Annotated in this window: 31 protein-coding genes; 1 reads left to right on the top strand and 30 read right to left on the bottom strand. The window is 68.4% G+C overall.

What is annotated here, in order from left to right; genetic code table 11:
* Positions 1 to 12 precede the first annotated feature (12 nt).
* The 9 genes from truA to FHX52_RS16840 all read right to left on the bottom strand — a co-directional run bounded on the left by truA (position 13) and on the right by FHX52_RS16840 (position 6,022).
* Positions 13 to 915: a tRNA pseudouridine(38-40) synthase TruA gene (truA, locus tag FHX52_RS16880; protein WP_141823455.1), complete on the bottom strand. Its 903-nt coding sequence runs from the start codon at positions 913 to 915 to the stop codon at positions 13 to 15.
* Between the two features lie 277 nt (positions 916 to 1,192).
* Positions 1,193 to 1,900: a 50S ribosomal protein L17, sunset domain variant gene (gene rplQ, locus FHX52_RS16875; RefSeq protein WP_141823454.1), complete on the bottom strand. Its 708-nt coding sequence runs from the start codon at positions 1,898 to 1,900 to the stop codon at positions 1,193 to 1,195.
* 78 nt (positions 1,901 to 1,978) lie between these two features.
* Complete coding sequence (locus tag FHX52_RS16870; RefSeq protein WP_141823453.1) at positions 1,979 to 3,007, bottom strand: DNA-directed RNA polymerase subunit alpha; 1,029 nt, start codon at positions 3,005 to 3,007, stop codon at positions 1,979 to 1,981.
* Between the two features lie 163 nt (positions 3,008 to 3,170).
* Positions 3,171 to 3,779, bottom strand: a complete 609-nt coding sequence (gene rpsD, locus FHX52_RS16865; RefSeq protein ID WP_141823452.1) for a 30S ribosomal protein S4 — start codon at positions 3,777 to 3,779, stop codon at positions 3,171 to 3,173.
* A 32-nt stretch (positions 3,780 to 3,811) separates the two neighbouring features.
* Positions 3,812 to 4,207 carry a 30S ribosomal protein S11 gene (gene rpsK / locus FHX52_RS16860; RefSeq protein ID WP_020143208.1) on the bottom strand — a complete coding sequence of 132 codons (396 nt, stop codon included), beginning with the start codon at positions 4,205 to 4,207 and terminating at the stop codon, positions 3,812 to 3,814.
* A 71-nt stretch (positions 4,208 to 4,278) separates the two neighbouring features.
* Positions 4,279 to 4,653, bottom strand: coding sequence for a 30S ribosomal protein S13 (rpsM, locus tag FHX52_RS16855; RefSeq protein ID WP_141823451.1), 375 nt, complete (start codon positions 4,651 to 4,653; stop codon positions 4,279 to 4,281).
* A 223-nt stretch (positions 4,654 to 4,876) separates the two neighbouring features.
* Complete coding sequence (gene rpmJ / locus FHX52_RS16850) at positions 4,877 to 4,990, bottom strand: 50S ribosomal protein L36 (protein WP_006592630.1); 114 nt, start codon at positions 4,988 to 4,990, stop codon at positions 4,877 to 4,879.
* A gap of 135 nt (positions 4,991 to 5,125) precedes the next feature.
* Positions 5,126 to 5,347, bottom strand: a complete 222-nt coding sequence (gene infA, locus FHX52_RS16845; protein WP_006946284.1) for a translation initiation factor IF-1 — start codon at positions 5,345 to 5,347, stop codon at positions 5,126 to 5,128.
* A gap of 330 nt (positions 5,348 to 5,677) precedes the next feature.
* A complete protein-coding gene (locus tag FHX52_RS16840) occupies positions 5,678 to 6,022 on the bottom strand; it encodes an iron chaperone (protein WP_141823450.1) in 345 nt (114 codons plus the stop codon).
* Between the two features lie 73 nt (positions 6,023 to 6,095).
* On the opposite strand from FHX52_RS16840, the gene FHX52_RS16835 reads away from it, so the two are divergent.
* Positions 6,096 to 6,845 (top strand): hypothetical protein, encoded by a 750-nt coding sequence (locus FHX52_RS16835; RefSeq protein WP_246070066.1) that lies wholly within the window; start codon positions 6,096 to 6,098, stop codon positions 6,843 to 6,845.
* A 2-nt stretch (positions 6,846 to 6,847) separates the two neighbouring features.
* On the opposite strand, the gene FHX52_RS16830 is transcribed toward FHX52_RS16835, so the two are convergent.
* The 21 genes from FHX52_RS16830 to rplB form a co-directional block, all read right to left on the bottom strand.
* A complete protein-coding gene (locus FHX52_RS16830) occupies positions 6,848 to 8,167 on the bottom strand; it encodes a serine hydrolase domain-containing protein (protein WP_185747338.1) in 1,320 nt (439 codons plus the stop codon).
* Between the two features lie 186 nt (positions 8,168 to 8,353).
* Positions 8,354 to 9,199 (bottom strand): type I methionyl aminopeptidase, encoded by an 846-nt coding sequence (map, locus tag FHX52_RS16825; RefSeq protein WP_141823448.1) that lies wholly within the window; start codon positions 9,197 to 9,199, stop codon positions 8,354 to 8,356.
* An 11-nt stretch (positions 9,200 to 9,210) separates the two neighbouring features.
* On the bottom strand, positions 9,211 to 9,786 hold the full coding sequence (locus tag FHX52_RS16820; protein ID WP_141823447.1) for an adenylate kinase: 576 nt from the start codon (positions 9,784 to 9,786) through the stop codon (positions 9,211 to 9,213).
* On the bottom strand, positions 9,787 to 11,112 hold the full coding sequence (gene secY / locus FHX52_RS16815) for a preprotein translocase subunit SecY (protein ID WP_141823755.1): 1,326 nt from the start codon (positions 11,110 to 11,112) through the stop codon (positions 9,787 to 9,789). It abuts the gene before it with no gap.
* Between the two features lie 193 nt (positions 11,113 to 11,305).
* Positions 11,306 to 11,785, bottom strand: coding sequence for a 50S ribosomal protein L15 (gene rplO / locus FHX52_RS16810; protein WP_141823446.1), 480 nt, complete (start codon positions 11,783 to 11,785; stop codon positions 11,306 to 11,308).
* A 2-nt stretch (positions 11,786 to 11,787) separates the two neighbouring features.
* Positions 11,788 to 11,970, bottom strand: coding sequence for a 50S ribosomal protein L30 (rpmD, locus tag FHX52_RS16805; protein ID WP_020143226.1), 183 nt, complete (start codon positions 11,968 to 11,970; stop codon positions 11,788 to 11,790).
* The gene (rpsE, locus tag FHX52_RS16800; protein ID WP_141823445.1) at positions 11,970 to 12,632 is read right to left on the bottom strand and encodes a 30S ribosomal protein S5; all 663 of its coding nucleotides are present in this window, start codon (positions 12,630 to 12,632) and stop codon (positions 11,970 to 11,972) included. The genes rpmD and rpsE overlap by 1 nt, the downstream gene beginning before the upstream one ends.
* A gap of 43 nt (positions 12,633 to 12,675) precedes the next feature.
* On the bottom strand, positions 12,676 to 13,050 hold the full coding sequence (rplR, locus tag FHX52_RS16795) for a 50S ribosomal protein L18 (RefSeq protein WP_141823444.1): 375 nt from the start codon (positions 13,048 to 13,050) through the stop codon (positions 12,676 to 12,678).
* A gap of 3 nt (positions 13,051 to 13,053) precedes the next feature.
* Complete coding sequence (rplF, locus tag FHX52_RS16790; protein WP_141823443.1) at positions 13,054 to 13,590, bottom strand: 50S ribosomal protein L6; 537 nt, start codon at positions 13,588 to 13,590, stop codon at positions 13,054 to 13,056.
* Positions 13,591 to 13,602: 12 nt separating this feature from the next.
* Positions 13,603 to 14,001: a 30S ribosomal protein S8 gene (gene rpsH, locus FHX52_RS16785; protein ID WP_141823442.1), complete on the bottom strand. Its 399-nt coding sequence runs from the start codon at positions 13,999 to 14,001 to the stop codon at positions 13,603 to 13,605.
* 136 nt (positions 14,002 to 14,137) lie between these two features.
* On the bottom strand, positions 14,138 to 14,323 hold the full coding sequence (locus FHX52_RS16780; RefSeq protein ID WP_141823441.1) for a type Z 30S ribosomal protein S14: 186 nt from the start codon (positions 14,321 to 14,323) through the stop codon (positions 14,138 to 14,140).
* Position 14,324: 1 nt separating this feature from the next.
* Positions 14,325 to 14,900: a 50S ribosomal protein L5 gene (gene rplE, locus FHX52_RS16775; RefSeq protein ID WP_141823440.1), complete on the bottom strand. Its 576-nt coding sequence runs from the start codon at positions 14,898 to 14,900 to the stop codon at positions 14,325 to 14,327.
* 2 nt (positions 14,901 to 14,902) lie between these two features.
* A complete protein-coding gene (gene rplX / locus FHX52_RS16770; protein ID WP_141823439.1) occupies positions 14,903 to 15,274 on the bottom strand; it encodes a 50S ribosomal protein L24 in 372 nt (123 codons plus the stop codon).
* 2 nt (positions 15,275 to 15,276) lie between these two features.
* Positions 15,277 to 15,645 carry a 50S ribosomal protein L14 gene (gene rplN, locus FHX52_RS16765; protein ID WP_034715247.1) on the bottom strand — a complete coding sequence of 123 codons (369 nt, stop codon included), beginning with the start codon at positions 15,643 to 15,645 and terminating at the stop codon, positions 15,277 to 15,279.
* Between the two features lie 220 nt (positions 15,646 to 15,865).
* A complete protein-coding gene (gene rpsQ / locus FHX52_RS16760; RefSeq protein ID WP_221630625.1) occupies positions 15,866 to 16,165 on the bottom strand; it encodes a 30S ribosomal protein S17 in 300 nt (99 codons plus the stop codon).
* Positions 16,162 to 16,536 (bottom strand): 50S ribosomal protein L29, encoded by a 375-nt coding sequence (gene rpmC / locus FHX52_RS16755; protein ID WP_141823438.1) that lies wholly within the window; start codon positions 16,534 to 16,536, stop codon positions 16,162 to 16,164. Before rpmC ends, rpsQ begins: the two co-directional genes overlap by 4 nt.
* A complete protein-coding gene (gene rplP, locus FHX52_RS16750; protein ID WP_141823437.1) occupies positions 16,536 to 16,955 on the bottom strand; it encodes a 50S ribosomal protein L16 in 420 nt (139 codons plus the stop codon). The genes rpmC and rplP overlap by 1 nt, the downstream gene beginning before the upstream one ends.
* Positions 16,956 to 16,957: 2 nt before the next feature.
* On the bottom strand, positions 16,958 to 17,782 hold the full coding sequence (rpsC, locus tag FHX52_RS16745; RefSeq protein WP_141823436.1) for a 30S ribosomal protein S3: 825 nt from the start codon (positions 17,780 to 17,782) through the stop codon (positions 16,958 to 16,960).
* Positions 17,782 to 18,150, bottom strand: coding sequence for a 50S ribosomal protein L22 (gene rplV, locus FHX52_RS16740; protein ID WP_141823435.1), 369 nt, complete (start codon positions 18,148 to 18,150; stop codon positions 17,782 to 17,784). Before rplV ends, rpsC begins: the two co-directional genes overlap by 1 nt.
* 35 nt (positions 18,151 to 18,185) lie before the next feature.
* Positions 18,186 to 18,467 carry a 30S ribosomal protein S19 gene (rpsS, locus tag FHX52_RS16735; protein ID WP_141823434.1) on the bottom strand — a complete coding sequence of 94 codons (282 nt, stop codon included), beginning with the start codon at positions 18,465 to 18,467 and terminating at the stop codon, positions 18,186 to 18,188.
* A 15-nt stretch (positions 18,468 to 18,482) separates the two neighbouring features.
* The gene (gene rplB, locus FHX52_RS16730; RefSeq protein WP_141823433.1) at positions 18,483 to 19,319 is read right to left on the bottom strand and encodes a 50S ribosomal protein L2; all 837 of its coding nucleotides are present in this window, start codon (positions 19,317 to 19,319) and stop codon (positions 18,483 to 18,485) included.
* Positions 19,320 to 19,342 lie beyond the last annotated feature (23 nt).

Here is a 19,342-nt window from a genome sequence, read left to right as displayed (position 1 = left end):
GGGAGGAGTCAATCACAGGCTCTGCGGCCCGCTGACCACGGCGCTCGACGCCTCGTCGTCGGCACTGTCGCGCCGCGACCGCGCGACACGGGCGCGCGCGGCGAGCTCGTCGTCGGCGGGGTAGAGCACCTGCTCGAGGCTGAGGCCGTGTGGCGGCATGACGAGGACCTCGGGGGCCCGCACGGCGCGCTCCTGGAGCGTCTGCGGCCAGGTGACCTCGCGGCGCCCCTCCCCCACGGGCACGACGGCACCGACGAGAGAGCGCACCATCGAGTGGCAGAAGGCGTCGGCCCGGACCGTCGCGGCGAGCACCCCGTCGTCGAGCCGCTGCCACGTGAACTCGAGCAGGGTCCGGGTCGTCGTCGCACCCTCGCGGCGCTTGCAGAAGGCCGCGAAGTCGCGCAGGCCGACGAGCCCTCGTGCTGCCTCGTCCATCGCGTCGACGTCGAGCGGCCGGCGCCACCACACGGTGTCGCGCCGCCGCAGCGGGTCACGCGGGCCGTCGACGCCGACGAGGCGATAGAGGTAGCGCCGCTCGAGGGCGGCGAAGCGCGCGTCGAAGGCCTGGGGCACCTCAGTCGCGCGTCGCACGACGACATCGGTGGGCAGCACGCCGGCGAGGCGCGAGACGAGCGCAGCGCTGGAGGTCCGGTCCGAGCGCCCCGGCACAGCCGCCCAGGCGTCAGAGGGCACGTCGAGGTGCACGACCTGACCGCGGGCGTGCACGCCGGCGTCGGTGCGCCCGGCCACGGTGAGGCGGGCCGGCTCCGGCAGACGCAGCACGGTGGCGAGGGCCGAGGACAGGGTGCCCTCGACGGTGCGCAGCCCCGGCTGCTGCGCCCACCCCGAGAAGTCGGTCCCGTCGTAGGCGAGGTCCAGCCGCACGCGCAGCACCGGGGACCTCGTCTCACTCATGCCGCCGCAGCCTAACGCCCACCCCACACCACAATCCAAAGAGCAGTTCGTCGGCACTCCCAGACCGACGGAGTGCTCTCTCGGCCAGGAAGGACGCCCCCCCACCCCCACCAATCGAGAGAGCAGTTCGTCGGCACTCCCAGACCGACGGAATGCTCTCTCGATCAGGAAGGACGCACCCCCCCACCCCTCGAGAGAGCAGTTCATCGGCCCACAAACGACAGAGCAGTCCGTCCCGTGCGGGACGAACTGCTCTGTCGATTTGCGTGGGTCAGCCTCAGGAGCTGGCGCCGGCCTTCGTGAAGCCGGCCTTCTCAGCGTCCTCGGCGGACTTGAACCAGAACTCGGCGATCGTCTGGTCGTACCACTGACCGTCGGCCTCGTGGTACTTGCCCGAGTCGGCGTTGCCCTTGACCGTGTAGGCCTCGTCGGGCGACGAGCCGTCCTCGTTCGCGGCGACGGCGCCCTCGGGCAGCGCAGCGGCAGCCTCGGTCGTCTCGCTGGACTCGACCTTCTCGGCGTCCTCGGCGGCCTTGGTCTCCGCAGCGGCGGCCTTGGCCTCCTCCTGCTTGGCGGCACGACGGGTCGCGCCCTCGGCCTCCTTGACCGTCGCCTTCTTGGCCGACAGCGGCTCGCGGACGAGCTCGATGACGACCATGGGGGCGTTGTCGCCCTTGCGGGCGCCGATCTTCGTGATGCGGGTGTAGCCACCCTCGCGGACCGCCATGTCAGGGGCGATCTCGGCGAAGAGACGGTGGACGACACCCTTGTCACGCACGACGGTCATGACCCGACGACGAGCGTGCAGGTCGCCGCGCTTGGCGAAGGTGATGAGACGCTCGGCGAGCGGACGAAGACGCTTGGCCTTCGCCTCGGTCGTCGTGATGCTGTCGTGCTCGAAGAGCGACGTCGCGAGGTTCGCGAGGATGAGCCGCTCGTGGGCGGGGCCGCCACCGACGCGGGGACCCTTGGTGGGGGTGGGCATTTCGTTTCTCCTAGAAGGTCTGACCTCGCCGCTGCTGCCGTCAGGCTGCGCAGCGCGACTGGGTCAACAAGCGGTCGGTCAGAGCTGCTCGTCCTCGAGCGACGCCACGTCGTCGAGGTCGGTGTCGTCGTAGTCGTAGTTGTCGACGAGGGCCGACGGGTCGAACCCGGGAGGGCTGTCCTTGAGGGCCAGACCCATGCCGACGAGCTTGGCCTTGACCTCGTCGATCGACTTCGCACCGAAGTTGCGGATGTCGAGCAGGTCGGCCTCGCTACGGCTCACGAGCTCACCCACGGTGTGGATGCCCTCGCGCTTCAGGCAGTTGTAGGAACGAACCGTGAGGTCGAGGTCCTCGATCGGCAGCGCCAGGTCGGCGGCGAGCGCCGCGTCCGTCGGCGACGGGCCCATGTCGATGCCCTCGGCCTCGACGTTGAGCTCGCGCGCCAGACCGAAGAGCTCCACGAGCGTCTTGCCGGCCGAGGCCATGGCGTCACGCGGCGTCATCGAGTTCTTCGTCTCGACGTCGACGATGAGCTTGTCGAAGTCGGTGCGCTGCTCGACACGTGTCGCCTCGACCTTGTAGGTCACGGTGAGCACGGGCGAGTAGATCGAGTCGACCGGGATGCGGCCGATCTCCTGGTCACCGGACTTGTTCTGCTGCGCGGAGACGTAGCCACGGCCACGCTCGACGGTCAGCTCCATCTCGAGCTTGCCCTTGTCGTTGAGCGTCGCGATGTGCAGGTCGGGGTTGTGTACCTCGACACCCGCCGGGGGCGTGATGTCGGCAGCGGTGACGGCGCCCGGGCCCTGCTTGCGCAGGTACATGACGACCGGCTCGTCGTGCTCCGAGGAGACGACGAGGCCCTTGATGTTGAGGATCATCTCGGTGACGTCCTCCTTCACACCCGGCACGGTCGAGAACTCGTGGAGCACGCCGTCGATGCGAATGGAGGTGACCGCCGCGCCCGGGATGCTCGAGAGCAGGGTGCGACGGAGGGAGTTGCCGAGCGTGTAGCCGAAGCCGGGCTCGAGCGGCTCGATGGTGAAGCGGCTGCGGTTCTCGACCACGACCTCTTCGGAGAGCACGGGACGCTGTGCGATGAGCACTGTTCATTTCCTTCCCACGGGCGACCGCCATATGACGCCTCGTGAAACTGCCCGGTCGCGATCCGGGCGGGTGGGGTCGGCTCTGTCTGCGACCCCAGCCCCTGGCGAACTGATCCCGTATGCCGCCGAGCGGGCTCGGCGGCATACGGACCCCGAGGGGTGGTCAGTTCTTGGAGTAGAGCTCGACGATGAGCTGCTCGGTGAGCTGGCTGTCGATCTGGGCGCGCACCGGGAGCTGGTGGATGAGCACCTGGAGCGAACCGGGGACGACCTGCATCCAGGCCGGGATGGGACGCTCGCCGAACGTCTGGCGAGCCAGCTCGAACGGGAAGGTCTCGACCGACTGCTTGCGGACCGTGATGATGTCGTACTGCTCGACGCGGTAGGAGGGCACGTCGACGCGCACGCCGTTGACCTCGAAGTGACCGTGGGTCACGAGCTGACGGGCGTGACGACGCGTGCGGGCCAGGCCCGCGCGGTAGACGACGTTGTCGAGACGGGTCTCGAGGATCTGGAGCAGGTTCTCGCCGGTCTTGCCGGGGCGGCGGGCCGCCTCCTTGTAGTACCGGACGAACTGCTTCTCCATGACGCCGTAGGTGAAGCGGGCGCGCTGCTTCTCCTGAAGCTGGGTGAGGTACTCCTTCTCCTGGATCCGGCGACGGCCGTGCTGGCCGGGCGGGAAGGGACGGAGCTCGAAGTTCTTGTCGCCGCCGACGAGGTCCATCTTGAGGCGGCGGGACTTCTTGGTGATCGGGCCGGTGTAACGAGCCATGTGTCTAGTTCTCTCTCTCGCTCAGGCCGGGATCAGACGCGACGGCGCTTGGGCGGGCGGACACCGTTGTGCGGCGTGGGCGTGACGTCGCTGATCGCGCCGACCTCCAGGCCGGTGGCGGTGAGCGAACGGATCGCCGTCTCGCGGCCCGAGCCCGGGCCCTTCACGAAGACGTCGACCTTGCGCATGCCGTGCTCCATGGCGCGCCGGGCAGCAGCCTCGGCGGCCATCTGGGCAGCGAACGGGGTGGACTTGCGCGAGCCCTTGAAGCCGACCTGGCCGGCAGAGGCCCACGCGATCACAGCACCCGTGGGGTCCGTGATCGAGATGATGGTGTTGTTGAACGTGCTCTTGATGTGAGCGTGCCCGTGGGCAACGTTCTTCTTCTCCTTGCGACGAACCTTCGTCACACGAGCCTTGGGAGGCATTTTTCTCCTACGTCAGAACTGAATGTCGGTGTGGACCGCTGATGAGCTCGCCGGGGCGATCTCGATCAGGATCACTTGGCCTTCTTCTTGCCGGCCACAGTGCGCTTCGGGCCCTTGCGGGTGCGCGCGTTGGTCTTCGTGCGCTGACCGCGCACGGGGAGACCACGACGGTGACGGAGACCTTCGTAGGAACCGATCTCGACCTTGCGGCGGATGTCGGCCTGCACCTCACGGCGAAGGTCACCCTCGAGGCGGTAGTTGCCCTCGAGGAAGTCACGAAGCGCAACGAGCTCGGTCTCACCGAGGTCCTTGACGCGGGTGTTGGGGTCGACGCCGGTCGCAACCAGCGCCTCCTTGGAACGGGTGCGACCGACACCGAAGATGTAGGTCAGTGCGACCTCGACGCGCTTGTCACGCGGAAGGTCGACTCCAACAAGACGAGCCATGTTGGTGGTTCTCCTGGATTCTGTTTCGCGGAGGTCTGGAGCAGTCACCGATCCGGGTTCGTGGACCGCCGCACAGAAGGGCGGTCCTCCGGTCCCCGGCCTCCGTGCCGGGGGTGACGTCCTGCGCCGACACGACGGTCGGTCATCAGGGGCCGGGTGCTGCATTCATTCACTTGTTGCGTGCTGTCGAAAGGTCTGTCGACGGCGAGGGTGGTGGCTCTGCTCAGCCCTGGCGCTGCTTGTGGCGCAGGTTCTCGCAGATCACCATGACCCGACCATTGCGGCGGATCACCTTGCACTTGTCGCAGATCTTCTTGACGCTCGGCTGAACCTTCATCTGCCTGCTGTCTTCAGATCGCGCTCCTGTCCGCCTCGGGCCGGGGCCCGGACGAGCAGGAGCTGGGTTTTGTCAGGAGGTGCTTCACACGCATGCCGGTCCGCTCCGCGCGAGCGGTGCGAGCCGGCCTGGTGATCAGCGGTAGCGGAAGACGATCCGACCGCGGGTCAGGTCATAGGGCGAGAGCTCCACCACGACCCGGTCCTCAGGGAGGATCCGGATGTAGTGCTGGCGCATCTTGCCCGAGATGTGTGCGAGCACCTTGTGACCGTTGGTGAGCTCCACCCGGAACATCGCGTTCGGGAGAGCCTCGACGATCGTGCCCTCGATCTCGATGACACCGTCCTTCTTGGCCATATCCTCCGTCAATCTGTTGGTGGTCGACCCGGAGTGGACCGACCTTGGGGCGTGCCGTATCTGCCCGTGCAAGCACAGGCGCGAGTCAGGCGTCGAGGCACACGACACCCAACGCACAAGAATACGCCACAGGGGGCACTTCCCTGAAATCGGGCCGGGCGCTATCGTGCGCGCCGTCCCAAGGCCTCGGGTCGAGGTGATCCCGCCACTCACGTGAGGCCCGCCATCACCTCCACCAGCCCCACGGCATACCTCGTTGGAGGTGATCCCGCCACCCACGTGGGGTGCGGCATCACCTCGAACCGGGGGCGCCGGCGTCAGCGTTCGATCTCAGCGTTCGATCTCAGCGCGCCTCAGGTCGACGACGCGCTCGACGACCCCGTCGGGCAGCGGCTGGTCCACGGTGAAGCGGATCGTGCCCTTCGACAGGCTGTAGCCCCCGAGGTCGGGGGCGACGGCCTCGACCACCGCGGGGCTGAACGGGAAGAGCGAGAGGTGGCGCGCCGACGCCGTCACCCCGACGAGCGGCTTGCCCGCGAGCCGGAGGGCCGCCATGCCGTAGCTGCGACCCTCCTCCGCGTCGGGCGCCGCACGCCGGGCCGCGTCGACGACGTGCTCGAGCGCCTCGCGCTGCGGCGAGGGCAACGACTCCAGGTATGCCGTGAGCTCACCCATGTGCCGATGCTCCCACCCGCGAGCACTCGCGTCACGCTGACTCCGGAACCCGGCCGGGCGGCATACTGGCGACATGAGCGACGACGGCGACGACGCGGTGCCCACCGACGCACTCCGGACCGACCCCGGGGCGCACGACCCCCTGCTCGGGGAGGCCGAGAGCCCCGAGGACTACCACGCGCGCATCCTCGCCGCCGCCGATGCCGAGGGGCGCCTGCCCGTCGCGGTGGAGGAGATGCCCGGCTGGGACATCTACCCGTACGAGATCGACAGCCTGCGCCTCAAGCCGCTGCAGCCGTTGGCCGACGAGGAGCCGGCCCGCCGCGGCGAGGAGGCGCGCGACTGCTGGTGCGCGACGGGCTTCGGCCCCGACGACGGCACGACGGTCTGGTCCAACGCCCGGTGGCGCCTCGGCCTCACCGACCAGTCCGGCCTTCCGGTGCAGCTCGTCCTCTCGCCGCTGGAGCACCACGACCTGCCGAGCCTGCCGACCGACCTCGCCGCCGAGATGGGCCAGCTCGTCGTGGCGATCTCGGACGCCGTCGAGCACGTGCCCAGCGTCGGCCGGGTGCACGTCGCCAAGTACGGCGACGGCAGCGCGCACCTGCACCTGTTCTTCTTCGGCCGCCCCGCGCGGATCCCGCAGTTCCGGGGCTCACCGCTGCTCGACTGGGAGGAGAACCTCCCCCGCGTGCCGCTGCCCGTGCTCCAGGCCAACGCCCGCGTCGTCGCCGAGCGGCTCCTCGTCCATCTCGGCGGCCAGGCCGGAACCCTCGGCCGCGACGTGGCACCCGATGACGGGGCTGGCACCGCGCAGGGCTGAGGTCAACCCCAGCGGGTCGAGAGCCACAGCGGGTCGCCGCCGGTCAGCGGCACCATCCGCCACGTGAGGTCGGCGTCTCCCCCGCGCAGCCGGGCCTCGACCCGGAAGCGGTGCGGCGTCTCGATGGCGATGACCTCGGCCCGGAAGACGTCCTCGTCGACCCAGCCGCCGCTGCTGACGACGGGCAAGGTCGCGCCGCCGCCGACGAGGGCCGACTCCACCCAGGCGCCGGAGGCCACCGGCACGCGCAGCCACTCCCCCCGGCGGGCGAGACCGAGGACGTGACCGCCGGCCTCGCGGGTCACCGAGACGGCGGTGTAGTCGTCGGACAGGTCGGAGGCCGACGACCGGGTGAACTCGGCATGGTCGGGCCCGAGCGCCCCTCCGGCCATCGCCGGGATCTCGCGGCTCGCCAGCACCGCGGCGAGCTCGGTGTCGGCCTGCTCGGAGCCGGGGCGCCCGGCTGCGGGCACGACGTGCTCCCAGAGGGCGTCGAGCGTCGCCTGCATGTCGGGCTGCTCTGAGGTGATCGCGACGACGAGGTCCTGCTCGGGCAGCACCGCGAGGAACTGGCCGTAGGCTCCGTCGCCGCGGTAGCCGTGGCGCTGCATCCAGAAGGAGTAGCCGTAGCCGCGCGCCCAGTCGGGCGGGGTGAGGGGGTCCTCGTTGCGCGGCCCGAAGCCGACGGTCGCCTCGGCCACCCACGACGGCGAGAGCAGCTGGCGCCCCTCCCACCGGCCCTGGTCGAGGTAGAGCTGGGCGATCGAGGCGATGCCCTCCGTCGTCAGGTGCGAGCCGCTGAAGCCGAGCTCACGACCGAGCGGGTCACGGTGCCACGGGATGTCGGGCAGGCCGAGCGGCGCGAGCAGTCGCGGCCGCAGCATCTCGGACACGCCCTGGCCGGCGACCCGACCGACGATCAGGGACAGCAGGTAGGTGGCGACCTGGTTGTACGCGAAGACCGTGCCCGGCTCGCGCGTCGGCGCCGTCGCGAAGACGTGGGGCACCCAGTCGTCGGGTGCGGCGTAGTCGGTGCCGCTGCTGCGGTCGAACACTCGCGCCCACGCGTCGTCCTCGTGCCCCACGGTCATCGAGAGGCAGTGCTTGACCCGCACGTCGTGCCACCCCGAGGGCACGGTGGCGCCGTCGATCTCGGGGAAGAAGTCGAGCACCCGGTCCTCGAGCGAGAGGCGACCCTCCTGCACGAGAAACGCGACGGCCGTGGCCGTCACCGTCTTCGAGAGGGAGTAGGCGAGGTGGACCCGCTCGGCGGCATACGGGCGCCACCACCCCTGCGCGACGACCTGGCCGTGCCGGGCCACGATGAGGCTGTGCAGGCCGAGCCCGCCGCGCTCGGCGGCCTCGACGAAGGCGAGCAGCCCGGCGGCGTCGAGGCCCTGGGCGCTGGGGGTGCTACGGGGAAGCGTAACAGCGCGAGGCTACGCGCCGGGCCCGACAGTCCGGGCCCTAGAGCGCCACCGAGCTCGTGCTGCCGGGTGGGAGGTCGCTCAGCCGAGCGGGGCGTATGCCGCGCCGTGGGCTGCCAGCGCCGCCTCGCCGCCGTCGATGGCCGTGAGGATCCACAGGCCGCCGTCGCGCACGGCGACCGAGTGCTCCCAGTGGGCGGCACGGGTGCCGTCGGCCGTCACGACGGTCCAGTCGTCGGCGAGCACCGTCGTGTCGGTCGTGCCGAGCGTGACCATCGGCTCGATCGCGCCGGTGAAGCCGTTGACGAGCTTCGGGCCGGCGTCGCGCACGGCGTAGTTGGGGATCTGCGGATCCATGTGCATCTGGGTGCCGATGCCGTGACCGACGTAGTCCTCGATGATGCCGTAGACGCGACCGTCGCGCTCCGCGGCGGCCTCGATGCTGGCCTCGACGGCGTCGCCCACCGCGTAGAGACGGTCACCGACGCGCATGGCGGCGATCCCGGCATACAGGCTGGCCTCGGTGGCGGCGATGAGCGCGAGGTCCTCGGGGCGCGCGGCCTCGGCGCCTCCGACGACGGCGGTGAAGGCCGCGTCGCCGTTCCAGCCCGCGACCTCGGCGCCGCAGTCGACCGACACGACGTCACCCTCGCGCAGCACCCGGCTGCCGGGGATGCCGTGGACGACCTCCTCGTTGACGCTCGTGCAGAGCGTGTGGCTGTAGCCGGGGACGAGCTGGAAGTTGGGGATGCCACCGTTGCTGCGGATGAAGTCCTCGGCGAGACGGTCGAGCTCGAGCGTCGTCACTCCCGGGCGCACCTCGGCGGCGAGCATCTCGAGGGTGCGCCCGACGAGCAGCCCCGCCTCACGCATGAGGAGGAGCTGCTCGTCGGTGCGACCCTGGAGCTTGTTGCGGCGTCCGAACACGGTGTGGGCGCTCAGGGGCTCGGGTGGGCCGGGAGGGCCTCGACGAGCCGGTCGGTCACCTTGTCGAGCTCGCCCATGCCGTCGACGCGGACGAGCAGGCCGACCTCGTCGTAGTGGTGGCTGAGGGGCGCGGTCTCGCGGTAGTAGATCGCCTGGCGCTCACGGATGACGTCCTCGGTGTCGTCAGAGCGACCCTCGGTCTCAGCCCGCTTGAGGAGGCGCTCGACGATCGCGTCGTCGTCGACCTCGAGCTCGAGGACGGCGTCGAGCCGGTGGCCGTGGCGCGCGAGCATCTCGTCGAGCGCCTCGACCTGACCCGCCGTGCGGGGGTAGCCGTCGAGGAGGAAGCCGCCGGCCGCGTCGGGCCAGTCGAGCCGATCCTCGACGATCTCGTTGGTGACCTCGTCGGGGACGTAGCCGCCCGAGGCGAGGATGTCCTTGACCTTGAGACCCAGCTCGGTCTCGTTCTTGATGTTGGACCGGAAGATGTCGCCGGTCGAGATGGCCGGGATGGAGAGGCGCTCGGCGATGCGAGCCGCCTGGGTGCCCTTACCGGCACCGGGCGGGCCGAGGATGATCAGTCGCATTTAACGGAGGAACCCTTCGTAATGACGCTGCTGGAGCTGCGCCTCGATCTGCTTGACCGTCTCGAGACCCACACCGACGATGATGAGGATCGAGGTGCCTCCGAACGGGAAGTTCTGGTTGGCGCCGACGAGCACGAGTGCCACGAGCGGGATGAGCGAGATCAGGGCGAGGTAGATGGCACCCGGCACGGTGATTCGGGTCAGGACGTAGTTGAGGTACTCGGCCGTGGGTCGCCCGGCGCGGATACCTGGGATGAAGCCGCCGTACTTCTTCATGTTGTCGGCGACCTCGGTCGGGTTGAACGTGATCGAGACGTAGAAGAACGTGAAGAAGAGGATGAGCCCGACGTAGATCGCCATGTAGATCGGGTGGTCACCTCGCACGAGGTTCTGCTGCACCCACGTGACCCAGCCCGGGTTGTTGCCGTCGGCGCGCGTGTTGAACTGCGCGATGAGGCCCGGGAGGGCGAGCAGGGAGCTGGCGAAGATGACGGGGATGACGCCGGCCATGTTGACCTTGAGCGGGATGTAGGTCGAGGTGCCGCCGTACATGCGGCGTCCGACCATGCGCTTGGCGTACTGCACGGGGATGCGGCGCTGCGACTGCTCGACGAAGACCACCGCGGCGATGACGAAGATGCCGAGCAGCACGATGCCGAGGAAGGTGCCCCAGCCCTTGTTCTCCTTGATCGCCCAGAGCGAGGCCGGGAAGCCGGCGGCGATCGAGGTGAAGATGAGCAGCGACATGCCGTTGCCGACACCCTTGTCGGTGATGAGCTCGCCGAACCACATGATGAGGCCGGTGCCGGCGGTCATCGTGAGGACCATGATGAGGATCGTCGCCATCGAGTCGTCGGGCATGATCGTCGGGCAGCTGCCGCCGAAGAGGCTGGAGGGGTTGCGCGCGAAGGTCACGAGGGTCGCCGACTGGAGGATCGCGAGGCCGATCGTCAGGTAGCGGGTGTACTGCGTCAGCTTCGACTGCCCCGACTGGCCCTCTTCCTTGAGGGCCTCGAAGCGCGGGATGACGACGGTGAGCAGCTGGATGATGATGCTCGCCGTGATGTACGGCATGATCCCGAGCGCGAAGACCGACAGCTGCAGGAGCGCGCCACCACTGAAGAGGTTGGCGAGGTTGAGGAACCCGCTCTGGTCGCTACCACCGGCGGCTCGACCCGCGCTGAGGCACTGCTGCACCAGCGTGTAGCTGATGCCGGGGGTCGGCACGTGCGACCCGAGCCTGAAGAGCGCGATGATGCCGAGCGTGAAAAGCAGCTTCTTGCGCAGGTCCGGGGTGCGGAACGCGCGGACGAAGGCGGCGAGCACTGGGTCCTCCTGGGGCCGCACGGGTGGCGCGGCGTTGGTCAAGCAATCCGTGGAAGGGTAACGCAAAGACGCAGCGCCCCGAGCATCCCGGTCCGGTGGCCGACGTCACGTCGACCCTCGGAGCGGGCGCCCGGGGCGCTGCTCACACGAGGTGTGGGGTGGTCACGAGGACCGGTTCAAGCAGCGACCCGGGTCAGGCGTCGAGCGCCGTGACCGTGCCGCCGGCGGCCTCGATCTTCTCCTTGGCGGAGGCGGAGAACTTGTGGGCCTCCACCTCGACCTTCACGGAGATGTCGCCGGTGCCGAGCACCTTGACCGGGAAGCCGTCGCGGACGGCGCCCTTCTCGACGAGGTCCGCAACCGAGACCTGCCCGCCCTCGGGGAAGAGGACCTGCAGGCGGTCGAGGTTGACGACCTGGTACTCGGTGCGGAACGGGTTCTTGAACCCACGCAGCTTCGGCAGGCGCATGTGGAGCGGCATGGAGCCACCCTCGAAGCGCTCGGGAACCTGGTAGCGGGCCTTGGTGCCCTTGGTGCCACGACCGGCGGTCTTGCCCTTGGAGCCCTCGCCTCGACCCACGCGGGTCTTGGGGGTCTTGGCTCCGGGGGCCGGACGCAGGTGGTGGACCTTGAGGGCCGACTCGCTCTGGGCGTTGGGCTTCTTGTCAGCCATGGTCAGTCAACCTCCTCGACGGACACGAGGTGCGTGACCGTCTTGACCATCCCGCGGATCTCGGGACGGTCCTCCTTGACGACGACGTCGCCAATGCGCTTCAGACCGAGGCTGCGCAGCGTGTCACGCTGGTTCTGCTTGCCGCCGATCTCGGACCGGGTCTGGGTCACCTTGAGACGAGCCATCACGCACCTGCCTTCTCGGCGGCCTTGGCCTCGGCGAGACCAGCGGCGCGGGCGCGGAGCATGGCGGCCGGAGCCACCTCCTCGAGGGTCTTGCCGCGACGTGCGGCGACCGACTCGGGGCGCTCGAGCTCGCGCAGGGCCTGAGCCGTGGCGTGCACGATGTTGATGGCGTTGTCGGAGCCCAGCGACTTGCTGAGGACGTCGTGGATGCCGGCGCACTCGAGCACCGCACGCACCGGACCACCGGCGATGACACCGGTACCGGGGGCGGCGGGACGGAGCATGACGACACCGGCGGCGGCCTCACCCTGGACGGGGTGCGGGATGGTGCCCTGGATGCGCGGGACCTTGAAGAAGTTCTTCTTGGCCTCCTCGACACCCTTGGCGATCGCCGCGGGAACTTCCTTGGCCTTGCCGTAGCCGACACCGACGGTGCCGTCACCGTCACCGACGACGACGAGAGCGGTGAAGCTGAAGCGACGACCACCCTTGACGACCTTGGCGACGCGGTTGATCGTCACGACGCGCTCGACGTACTGGCTCTTCTCGGCGTCGCGGTTGTCGCGGCCACCACGGTTGTCACGGCGGTCGCCACGCTCGGTGCGCTCGCCGCCACCGGCGGGGCCACCCACGCCACCGCCTCGACGCTGCTGTCCGGGCATCAGATGTTCCTCATCTCAACAATTGCGTTCACGAAGTGCTTGGTCACAGGGACAGCCCACCTTCACGGGCGCCCTCGGCGATGGCCGCGACCCGACCGTGGTACTTGTTGCCACCACGGTCGAACACGACGGACTCGACACCGGCGTCCTTGGCCCGAGCGGCGACGAGCTCGCCGACGCGCTTGGCCTTGGCCGTCTTGTCACCGTCGAACGCACGCAGGTCGGCCTCCATCGTCGAGGCGGACGCGACGGTCTTGCCGACCGTGTCGTCGACGACCTGGACGAAGAGGTGCCGGCTCGAGCGGGACACGACCAGGCGGGGACGGGCCGCGGTGCCGGCGATCTTCTTGCGACCGCGCACCTGGCGACGGATGCGGGCGGCAGCCTTGCTCTTGCCGCGCTTGATGATCATTGCCATGGCTTACTTACCGGCCTTTCCGACCTTGCGACGGATCTGCTCGCCCGCGTAGCGAACACCCTTGCCCTTGTACGGGTCGGGCTTGCGCAGCTTGCGGATGTTGGCCGCGACCTCGCCGACCAGCTGCTTGTCGATGCCCTGCACCGAGAAGCGGGTCGGGTTCTCGACGGCGAAGTTGATGCCCTCGGGAGCCTCGATGGTGATGGGGTGGGAGTACCCGAGCGAGAACTCGAGGTTGCTGCCCTTCGCGGCGACACGGTAGCCCGTGCCGTGGATCTCCATCTTCTTCTCGTAGCCCTCGGTGACACCGAGGACCATGTTGTTGATGAGGGAGCGGGTCAGCCCGTGACGCGAGCGCGAGTCGCGCTCGTCGTCGGGACGCTTGACCTCGAGGTTGCCCTCGGCCATCTCAACGGTGATGGGGTTCGGGATGGTGAGCGAGAGCTCACCCTTCGGACCCTTGACGCTGACGTCCTGGCCATCGACCTTGACGTCCACGCCCGACGGGATGGAGACCGGAAGTCGTCCGATTCGCGACATGTCAGTCTCTCCTTACCAGACGTAGGCGAGGACTTCCCCACCCACGCCCTTCTCGTGTGCCTGGCGGTCGGTCAGCAGACCGTTCGACGTCGACAGGATCGCGACGCCGAGGCCACCGAGAACCCGGGGAAGGTTCGTCGACTTGGCGTAGACGCGCAGACCCGGCTTGCTGACGCGGCGGACTCCGGCGATGGAGCGCTCGCGGTTCGGGCCGTACTTGAGGTCGATGGTCAGGGTCTGGCCGACCTCGGCCTCCTCGATCTTCCACGAGGCGATGTAGCCCTCGGCCTGGAGGATCTCGGCGATGTTCTTCTTGAGCTTGGAGTACGGCATGGAGACGACGTCGTGGTGCGCCGAGTTGGCGTTCCGGACGCGGGTCAGCATGTCCGCAATCGGGTCAGTCATGGTCATGTGGGCTCTCCGCCCTTCCTCACCGGGGTTTCGACCTTCGGTCGCTGGTGTCAGCTCCCGCTCGGCGTATGCCGCGTGGCCGACCTACGGTGTCAGAGGTTTGCTTGGTCTGGGGTTTGGCTTCCGGCGGTGCCGGTCACCACGAGCTCTTGGTCACGCCCGGCAGCTGGCCCGCGTGAGCCATCTCGCGAAGGCAGATGCGGCACAGGCCGAACTTGCGGTACACCGAGTGCGGGCGACCGCACTTCTGGCAGCGGGTGTACGCACGGACCTTGAACTTCGGCTTCCGGTTCGCCTTGTTGACCAGTGCGGTCTTGGCCATGTCAGTTCTCCTTGAAGGGGAAGCCGAGCTGCTTGAGCAGCGCGCGACCCTCGTCATCGTTGGTCGCCGTGGTGACCACGGTGATGTCCATCCCACGGACCCGGTCGATGCGGTCCTGGTCGATCTCGTGGAACATCGACTGCTCCGTGAGACCGAAGGTGTAGTTGCCGTTGCCGTCGAACTGCTTCGGCGACAGGCCGCGGAAGTCACGGATGCGCGGGAGGGCGATCGACACGAGTCGGTCGAGGAACTCCCACATGCGGTCGCCACGCAGCGTCGTGTGCGCGCCGATCGGCATACCCTCGCGAAGCTTGAACTGCGCGATGGACTTGCGGGCCTTCGTCACGACCGGCTTCTGGCCGGTGATGGCGGTGAGGTCACGGACGGCGCCCTCGATGAGCTTGCTGTCCTTGGCCGCGTCGCCGACACCCATGTTGACGACGACCTTGACGACGCCGGGAACCTGCATGACGTTGGCGTAGCCGAACTGCTCGAGGAGCGCGCCCTTGATCTCGTCCTGGTAGCGCTGCTGAAGACGCGGCTTCGCCGCAGCGGACTCAGTCACAGTGTTGGTCATTTTCAGAGGTCCTTGTCCGACTTCACGGCGACCCGGACGCGAGACGCCTTGGTGCGGCCGTTCCGCTCCACCGACTCGACGCGCGTCTTGATGCGCGTCGGCTTCTTCGACTCGGGGTCGACGATCGCCACGTTGCTCACGTGGATCGCGGCCTCGGTGTGCACGAGGCCACCGGTGCGCGTACCGCGAGCGGTCGCGCCCGCCTTGACGTGCTTGGTGACGCGGTTGATGCCCTCGACCAGCACACGCTGGGTCTCGGGGTACACCGCGATGACCTTGCCCTGCTTGCCCCGGTCGCCGCCGTTCTTCTGGCTGCGTCCGGAGATGACCTGGACGAGGTCACCCTTCTTGATCTTCATCTTGGCGTTCGCCATGTTCACAGCACCTCCGGCGCCAGCGAGATGATCTTCATGAACTTCTTCTCGCGCAGCTCGCGGCCGACCGGGCCGAAGATGCGGGTGCCACGGGGGTCCCCGTCGCCCTTGAGGATCACGGCGGCGTTCTCGTCGAACTTGATGTAGGACCCGTCGGCGCGGCGGCGCTCCTTGACGGTGCGAACGATGACGGCCTTGACGACGTCACCCTTCTTGACGTTGCCGCCGGGGATCGCGTCCTTGACGGTGGCGACGATGGTGTCGCCGATGCCGGCGTACCGACGGCCCGAACCGCCGAGAACACGGATGCAAAGGAGTTCCTTGGCACCGGTGTTGTCGGCGACGCGCAGTCGCGACTCCTGCTGAATCACTGTCTAACTCCTGTCGTCGTGCTGGTTCTCCCGGCAAGAGAATTCGCGCCCTGCGCGATTTCTCTTGCCGGAAGCCTTGCCGAACTGAATGGGGTGTGGTCTTGGTGCGGGCCGGACGGCATACGAGCGCGTATGCCGCGAGGCCCGCTCCCCCAGCCACGCGGGCTTTTCGGGGGGCAGTCGGGGGGGCAGGCCCGCCAGGGCCGAACCCCCCAACCGTTTACTTGGCCTTCTCGAGGATCTCGACGACGCGCCAGCGCTTCGTCGCGGAGAGCGGACGCGTCTCCATGATGAGCACGCGGTCGCCGACGCCGGCGGTGTTCTGCTCGTCGTGGGCCTTGACCTTGCTCGTGCGACGGATGACCTTGCCGTAGAGGGCGTGCTTGACGCGGTCCTCGACCTCGACGACGACGGTCTTGTCCATCTTGTCGCTCACCACGTAACCCTGGCGGGTCTTGCGGTAGTTGCGGTCGCTGGTCTTGGTCTCGGTGGCCACAGTGGCCTTGTCCTGCTCGCTCACGCGTCAGCCTCCTTGTCAGCCTTGTCAGCCTTGTCAGCCTTCTTGGCCTTCTTCTCGGCCTTGTCAGCCTTGTCCTCGGCCTTGTCGGCCTTCTTGGCCTTCTTGTCGGCCTTGGTGTCCGTCACCACGGGCTCGGGCTCGGGCACGGGGGCCGAGCCGATGCCGAGCTCGCGCTCACGCATCTCCGTGTAGATCCGGGCGATGTCGCGCTTGACGGCGCGGAGACGACCGTGGTTGTCCAGCTGACCGGTGGCCGACTGGAAGCGGAGGTTGAACAGCTCCTCCTTGGCCTTCTTCAGCTCGTCGGCCAGCTTCGTGTCATCGAGACCACGCAGCTGGTTGGAAGCCAGGTCCTTGGTTCCGACTGCCATCAGATGTCACCACCCTCACGCTGGATGAACCGGCACTTCATGGGGAGCTTGTGCATCGCGAGACGCATGGCCTCACGGGCCACCGGCTCGGAGACGCCCGACAGCTCGAACATGACGCGGCCCGGCTTGACGTTGGCGATCCACCACTCAGGCGAACCCTTACCGGAACCCATGCGGGTCTCGGCGGGCTTCTTCGTGAGCGGACGGTCCGGGTAGATGTTGATCCAGACCTTTCCGCCACGCTTGATGTAGCGGGTCATCGCGATACGAGCGGACTCGATCTGGCGGTTGGTGACGTAGGCGGGCTCGAGAGCCTGGATGCCGTACTCACCGAAGGCGATCGTCGTACCACCCTTCGCCGCACCGTGGCGGTTGGGGTGGTGCTGCTTGCGGTGCTTGACTCGGCGGGGAATCAACATGGTCAGGCCTGCTCATTCTCGGTGCTGGCGGGGGCCGGGGCCTGCTCAGCAGCGGTGTCGGTCACGGCCGGCGCACCGGCGTTCTCGTTGCGGTCACCACGACGGGCGCGGTTCGGACGGTCACCGCCGTCACGACGCGGGCCACGCGACGGGCGCGGGGCGGCGGCCTGCTGGGCAGCGAGCTCCTTGGCCGTCATGTCGCCCTTGTAGATCCACACCTTGACGCCGATGCGGCCGAACGTCGTACGAGCCTCGTAGAAGCCGTAGTCGATCTGCGCGCGCAGCGTGTGCAGCGGGACGCGACCCTCGCGGTAGAACTCGGTGCGGCTCATCTCGGCGCCGTTGAGACGGCCCGAGACCTGCACGCGGATGCCCTTGGCGCCGGCGCGCTGCGCGGACTGCATGCCCTTGCGCATCGCACGACGGAAGGAGACACGAGCGGAGAGCTGCTCGGCGATGCCCTGGGCGACCAGCTGGCTGTCGATCTCCGGGTTCTTGACCTCGAGGATGTTGAGCTGGACCTGCTTGCCCGTGAGCTTCTCGAGCTCGCCGCGGATGCGGTCGGCCTCGGCGCCGCGGCGGCCGATGACGATGCCCGGACGCGCGGTGTGGATGTCGACGCGGACGCGGTCACGGGTGCGCTCGATCTCGACCTTGGCGATGCCGGCGCGCTCCATGCCCTTCTCCATCAGGCGACGGATCGAGACATCTTCCTTGACGTAGTCGCGGTAACGCTGACCCTGCTTGGTGGAGTCGGCGAACCAGCGGCTCTTGTGGTCGGTGGTGATGCCCAGACGGAAGCCGTGGGGGTTGACCTTCTGACCCATCAGCGGGCTCCCTTCTTCTTCTCGATCTGGGACACGACCACGGTGATGTGGCTCGTGCGCTTGTTGATCCGGCCGGCGCGGCCCTGGGCCCGCGGACGGAAACGCTTCATCGTCGGGCCTTCGTCGACGAACGCGGCGCTGACGACGAGCTCACGCTCGTCGAAGGCGACGGACTCGCGGTCGGCCTTGACCCGGCAGTTGGCGATGGCGCTCTCGAGCACCTTCTTGACCGGGTCGGACGCCGACTGCGGCGCGAACGTCAGCGTCGTGATGGCGTCGGTGGCGCCCTTGCCGCGGATGAGGTCCACGACACGACGCGCCTTCTGGGGGCTGACCCGGACGTGCCGGGCCGAGGCCTTGGCTTCCATGGCTGCTTCCTTGGCTTCTTCGGTTCGAGTGGCCATCAGCGACGACGACCCTTCTTGTCGTCCTTCACGTGACCCTTGAACGTGCGGGTCGGCGCGAACTCGCCGAGCTTGTGGCCGACCATCGACTCGGTGACGAACACCGGGACGTGCTTGCGGCCGTCGTGGACGGCGAAGGTGTGACCGAGCATGTCGGGGCTGATGACCGAGCGACGTGACCAGGTCTTGATGACGGTCTTGGTTCCCGCTTCGTTCTGGGCGTCCACCTTCTTCTGAAGGTGGTCGTCGATGAAGGGGCCCTTCTTCAGGCTACGAGGCATTCCAAAGGCTCCTTATCAGCGCTTCTTGCCAGTACGACGGCGACGAACGATGAGCTTGTCGCTTTCCTTGTGGCCCTTGCGGGTTCGGCCTTCGGCCTGGCCCCAGGGGCTGACGGGGTGACGTCCACCGGACGTCTTGCCCTCACCACCACCGTGCGGGTGGTCAACCGGGTTCATCGCGACACCACGGACGGTCGGGCGCTTGCCCTTCCAGCGCATGCGGCCGGCCTTGCCCCAGTTGATGTTGCTCTGCTCGGCGTTGCCGACCTCGCCGACGGTGGCGCGGCAGCGCACGTCGACGTTGCGGATCTCACCGGACGGCATACGCAGCTGGGCGTAGGGGCCGTCCTTGGCGACGAGCTGCACGCGGGCACCGGCCGAGCGGGCGATCTTCGCGCCGCCACCGGGCTTCAGCTCGATGGCGTGGATGACCGTGCCGACGGGGATGTTGCGCAGCGGCAGGCTGTTGCCGGGCTTGATGTCGGCGCCGGCGCCGTTCTCGATCGGGTCGCCCTGCTTGAGGCGGTTCGGCGCGAGGATGTAGCGCTTCTCGCCGTCGGCGTACTGGACGAGCGCGATGCGCGCCGTGCGGTTGGGGTCGTACTCGATGTGAGCGACCTTGGCGGGCACGCCGTCCTTGTCGTGGCGACGGAAGTCGATGACACGGTAGGCGCGCTTGTGGCCACCACCGATGTGACGCGTCGTGATGCGACCGGCGTTGTTGCGGCCACCCGTCTTGGTGAGCGGGCGGACCAGCGACTTCTCCGGCGTGGAGCGCGTGATCTCGACGAAGTCGGCGACCGACGAGCCACGACGGCCCGGCGTGGTCGGCTTGTACTTACGGATTCCCATTGTGGTTCAGTCCTGTTCTTCGT

This window comes from Humibacillus xanthopallidus, from assembly GCF_006717145.1.
GTDB classification, from domain to species: domain Bacteria; phylum Actinomycetota; class Actinomycetes; order Actinomycetales; family Dermatophilaceae; genus Humibacillus; species Humibacillus xanthopallidus.
The sequence above is the reverse complement of the archived record's forward strand: the minus strand, read 5'-3'. Positions and strand labels throughout refer to the sequence as shown.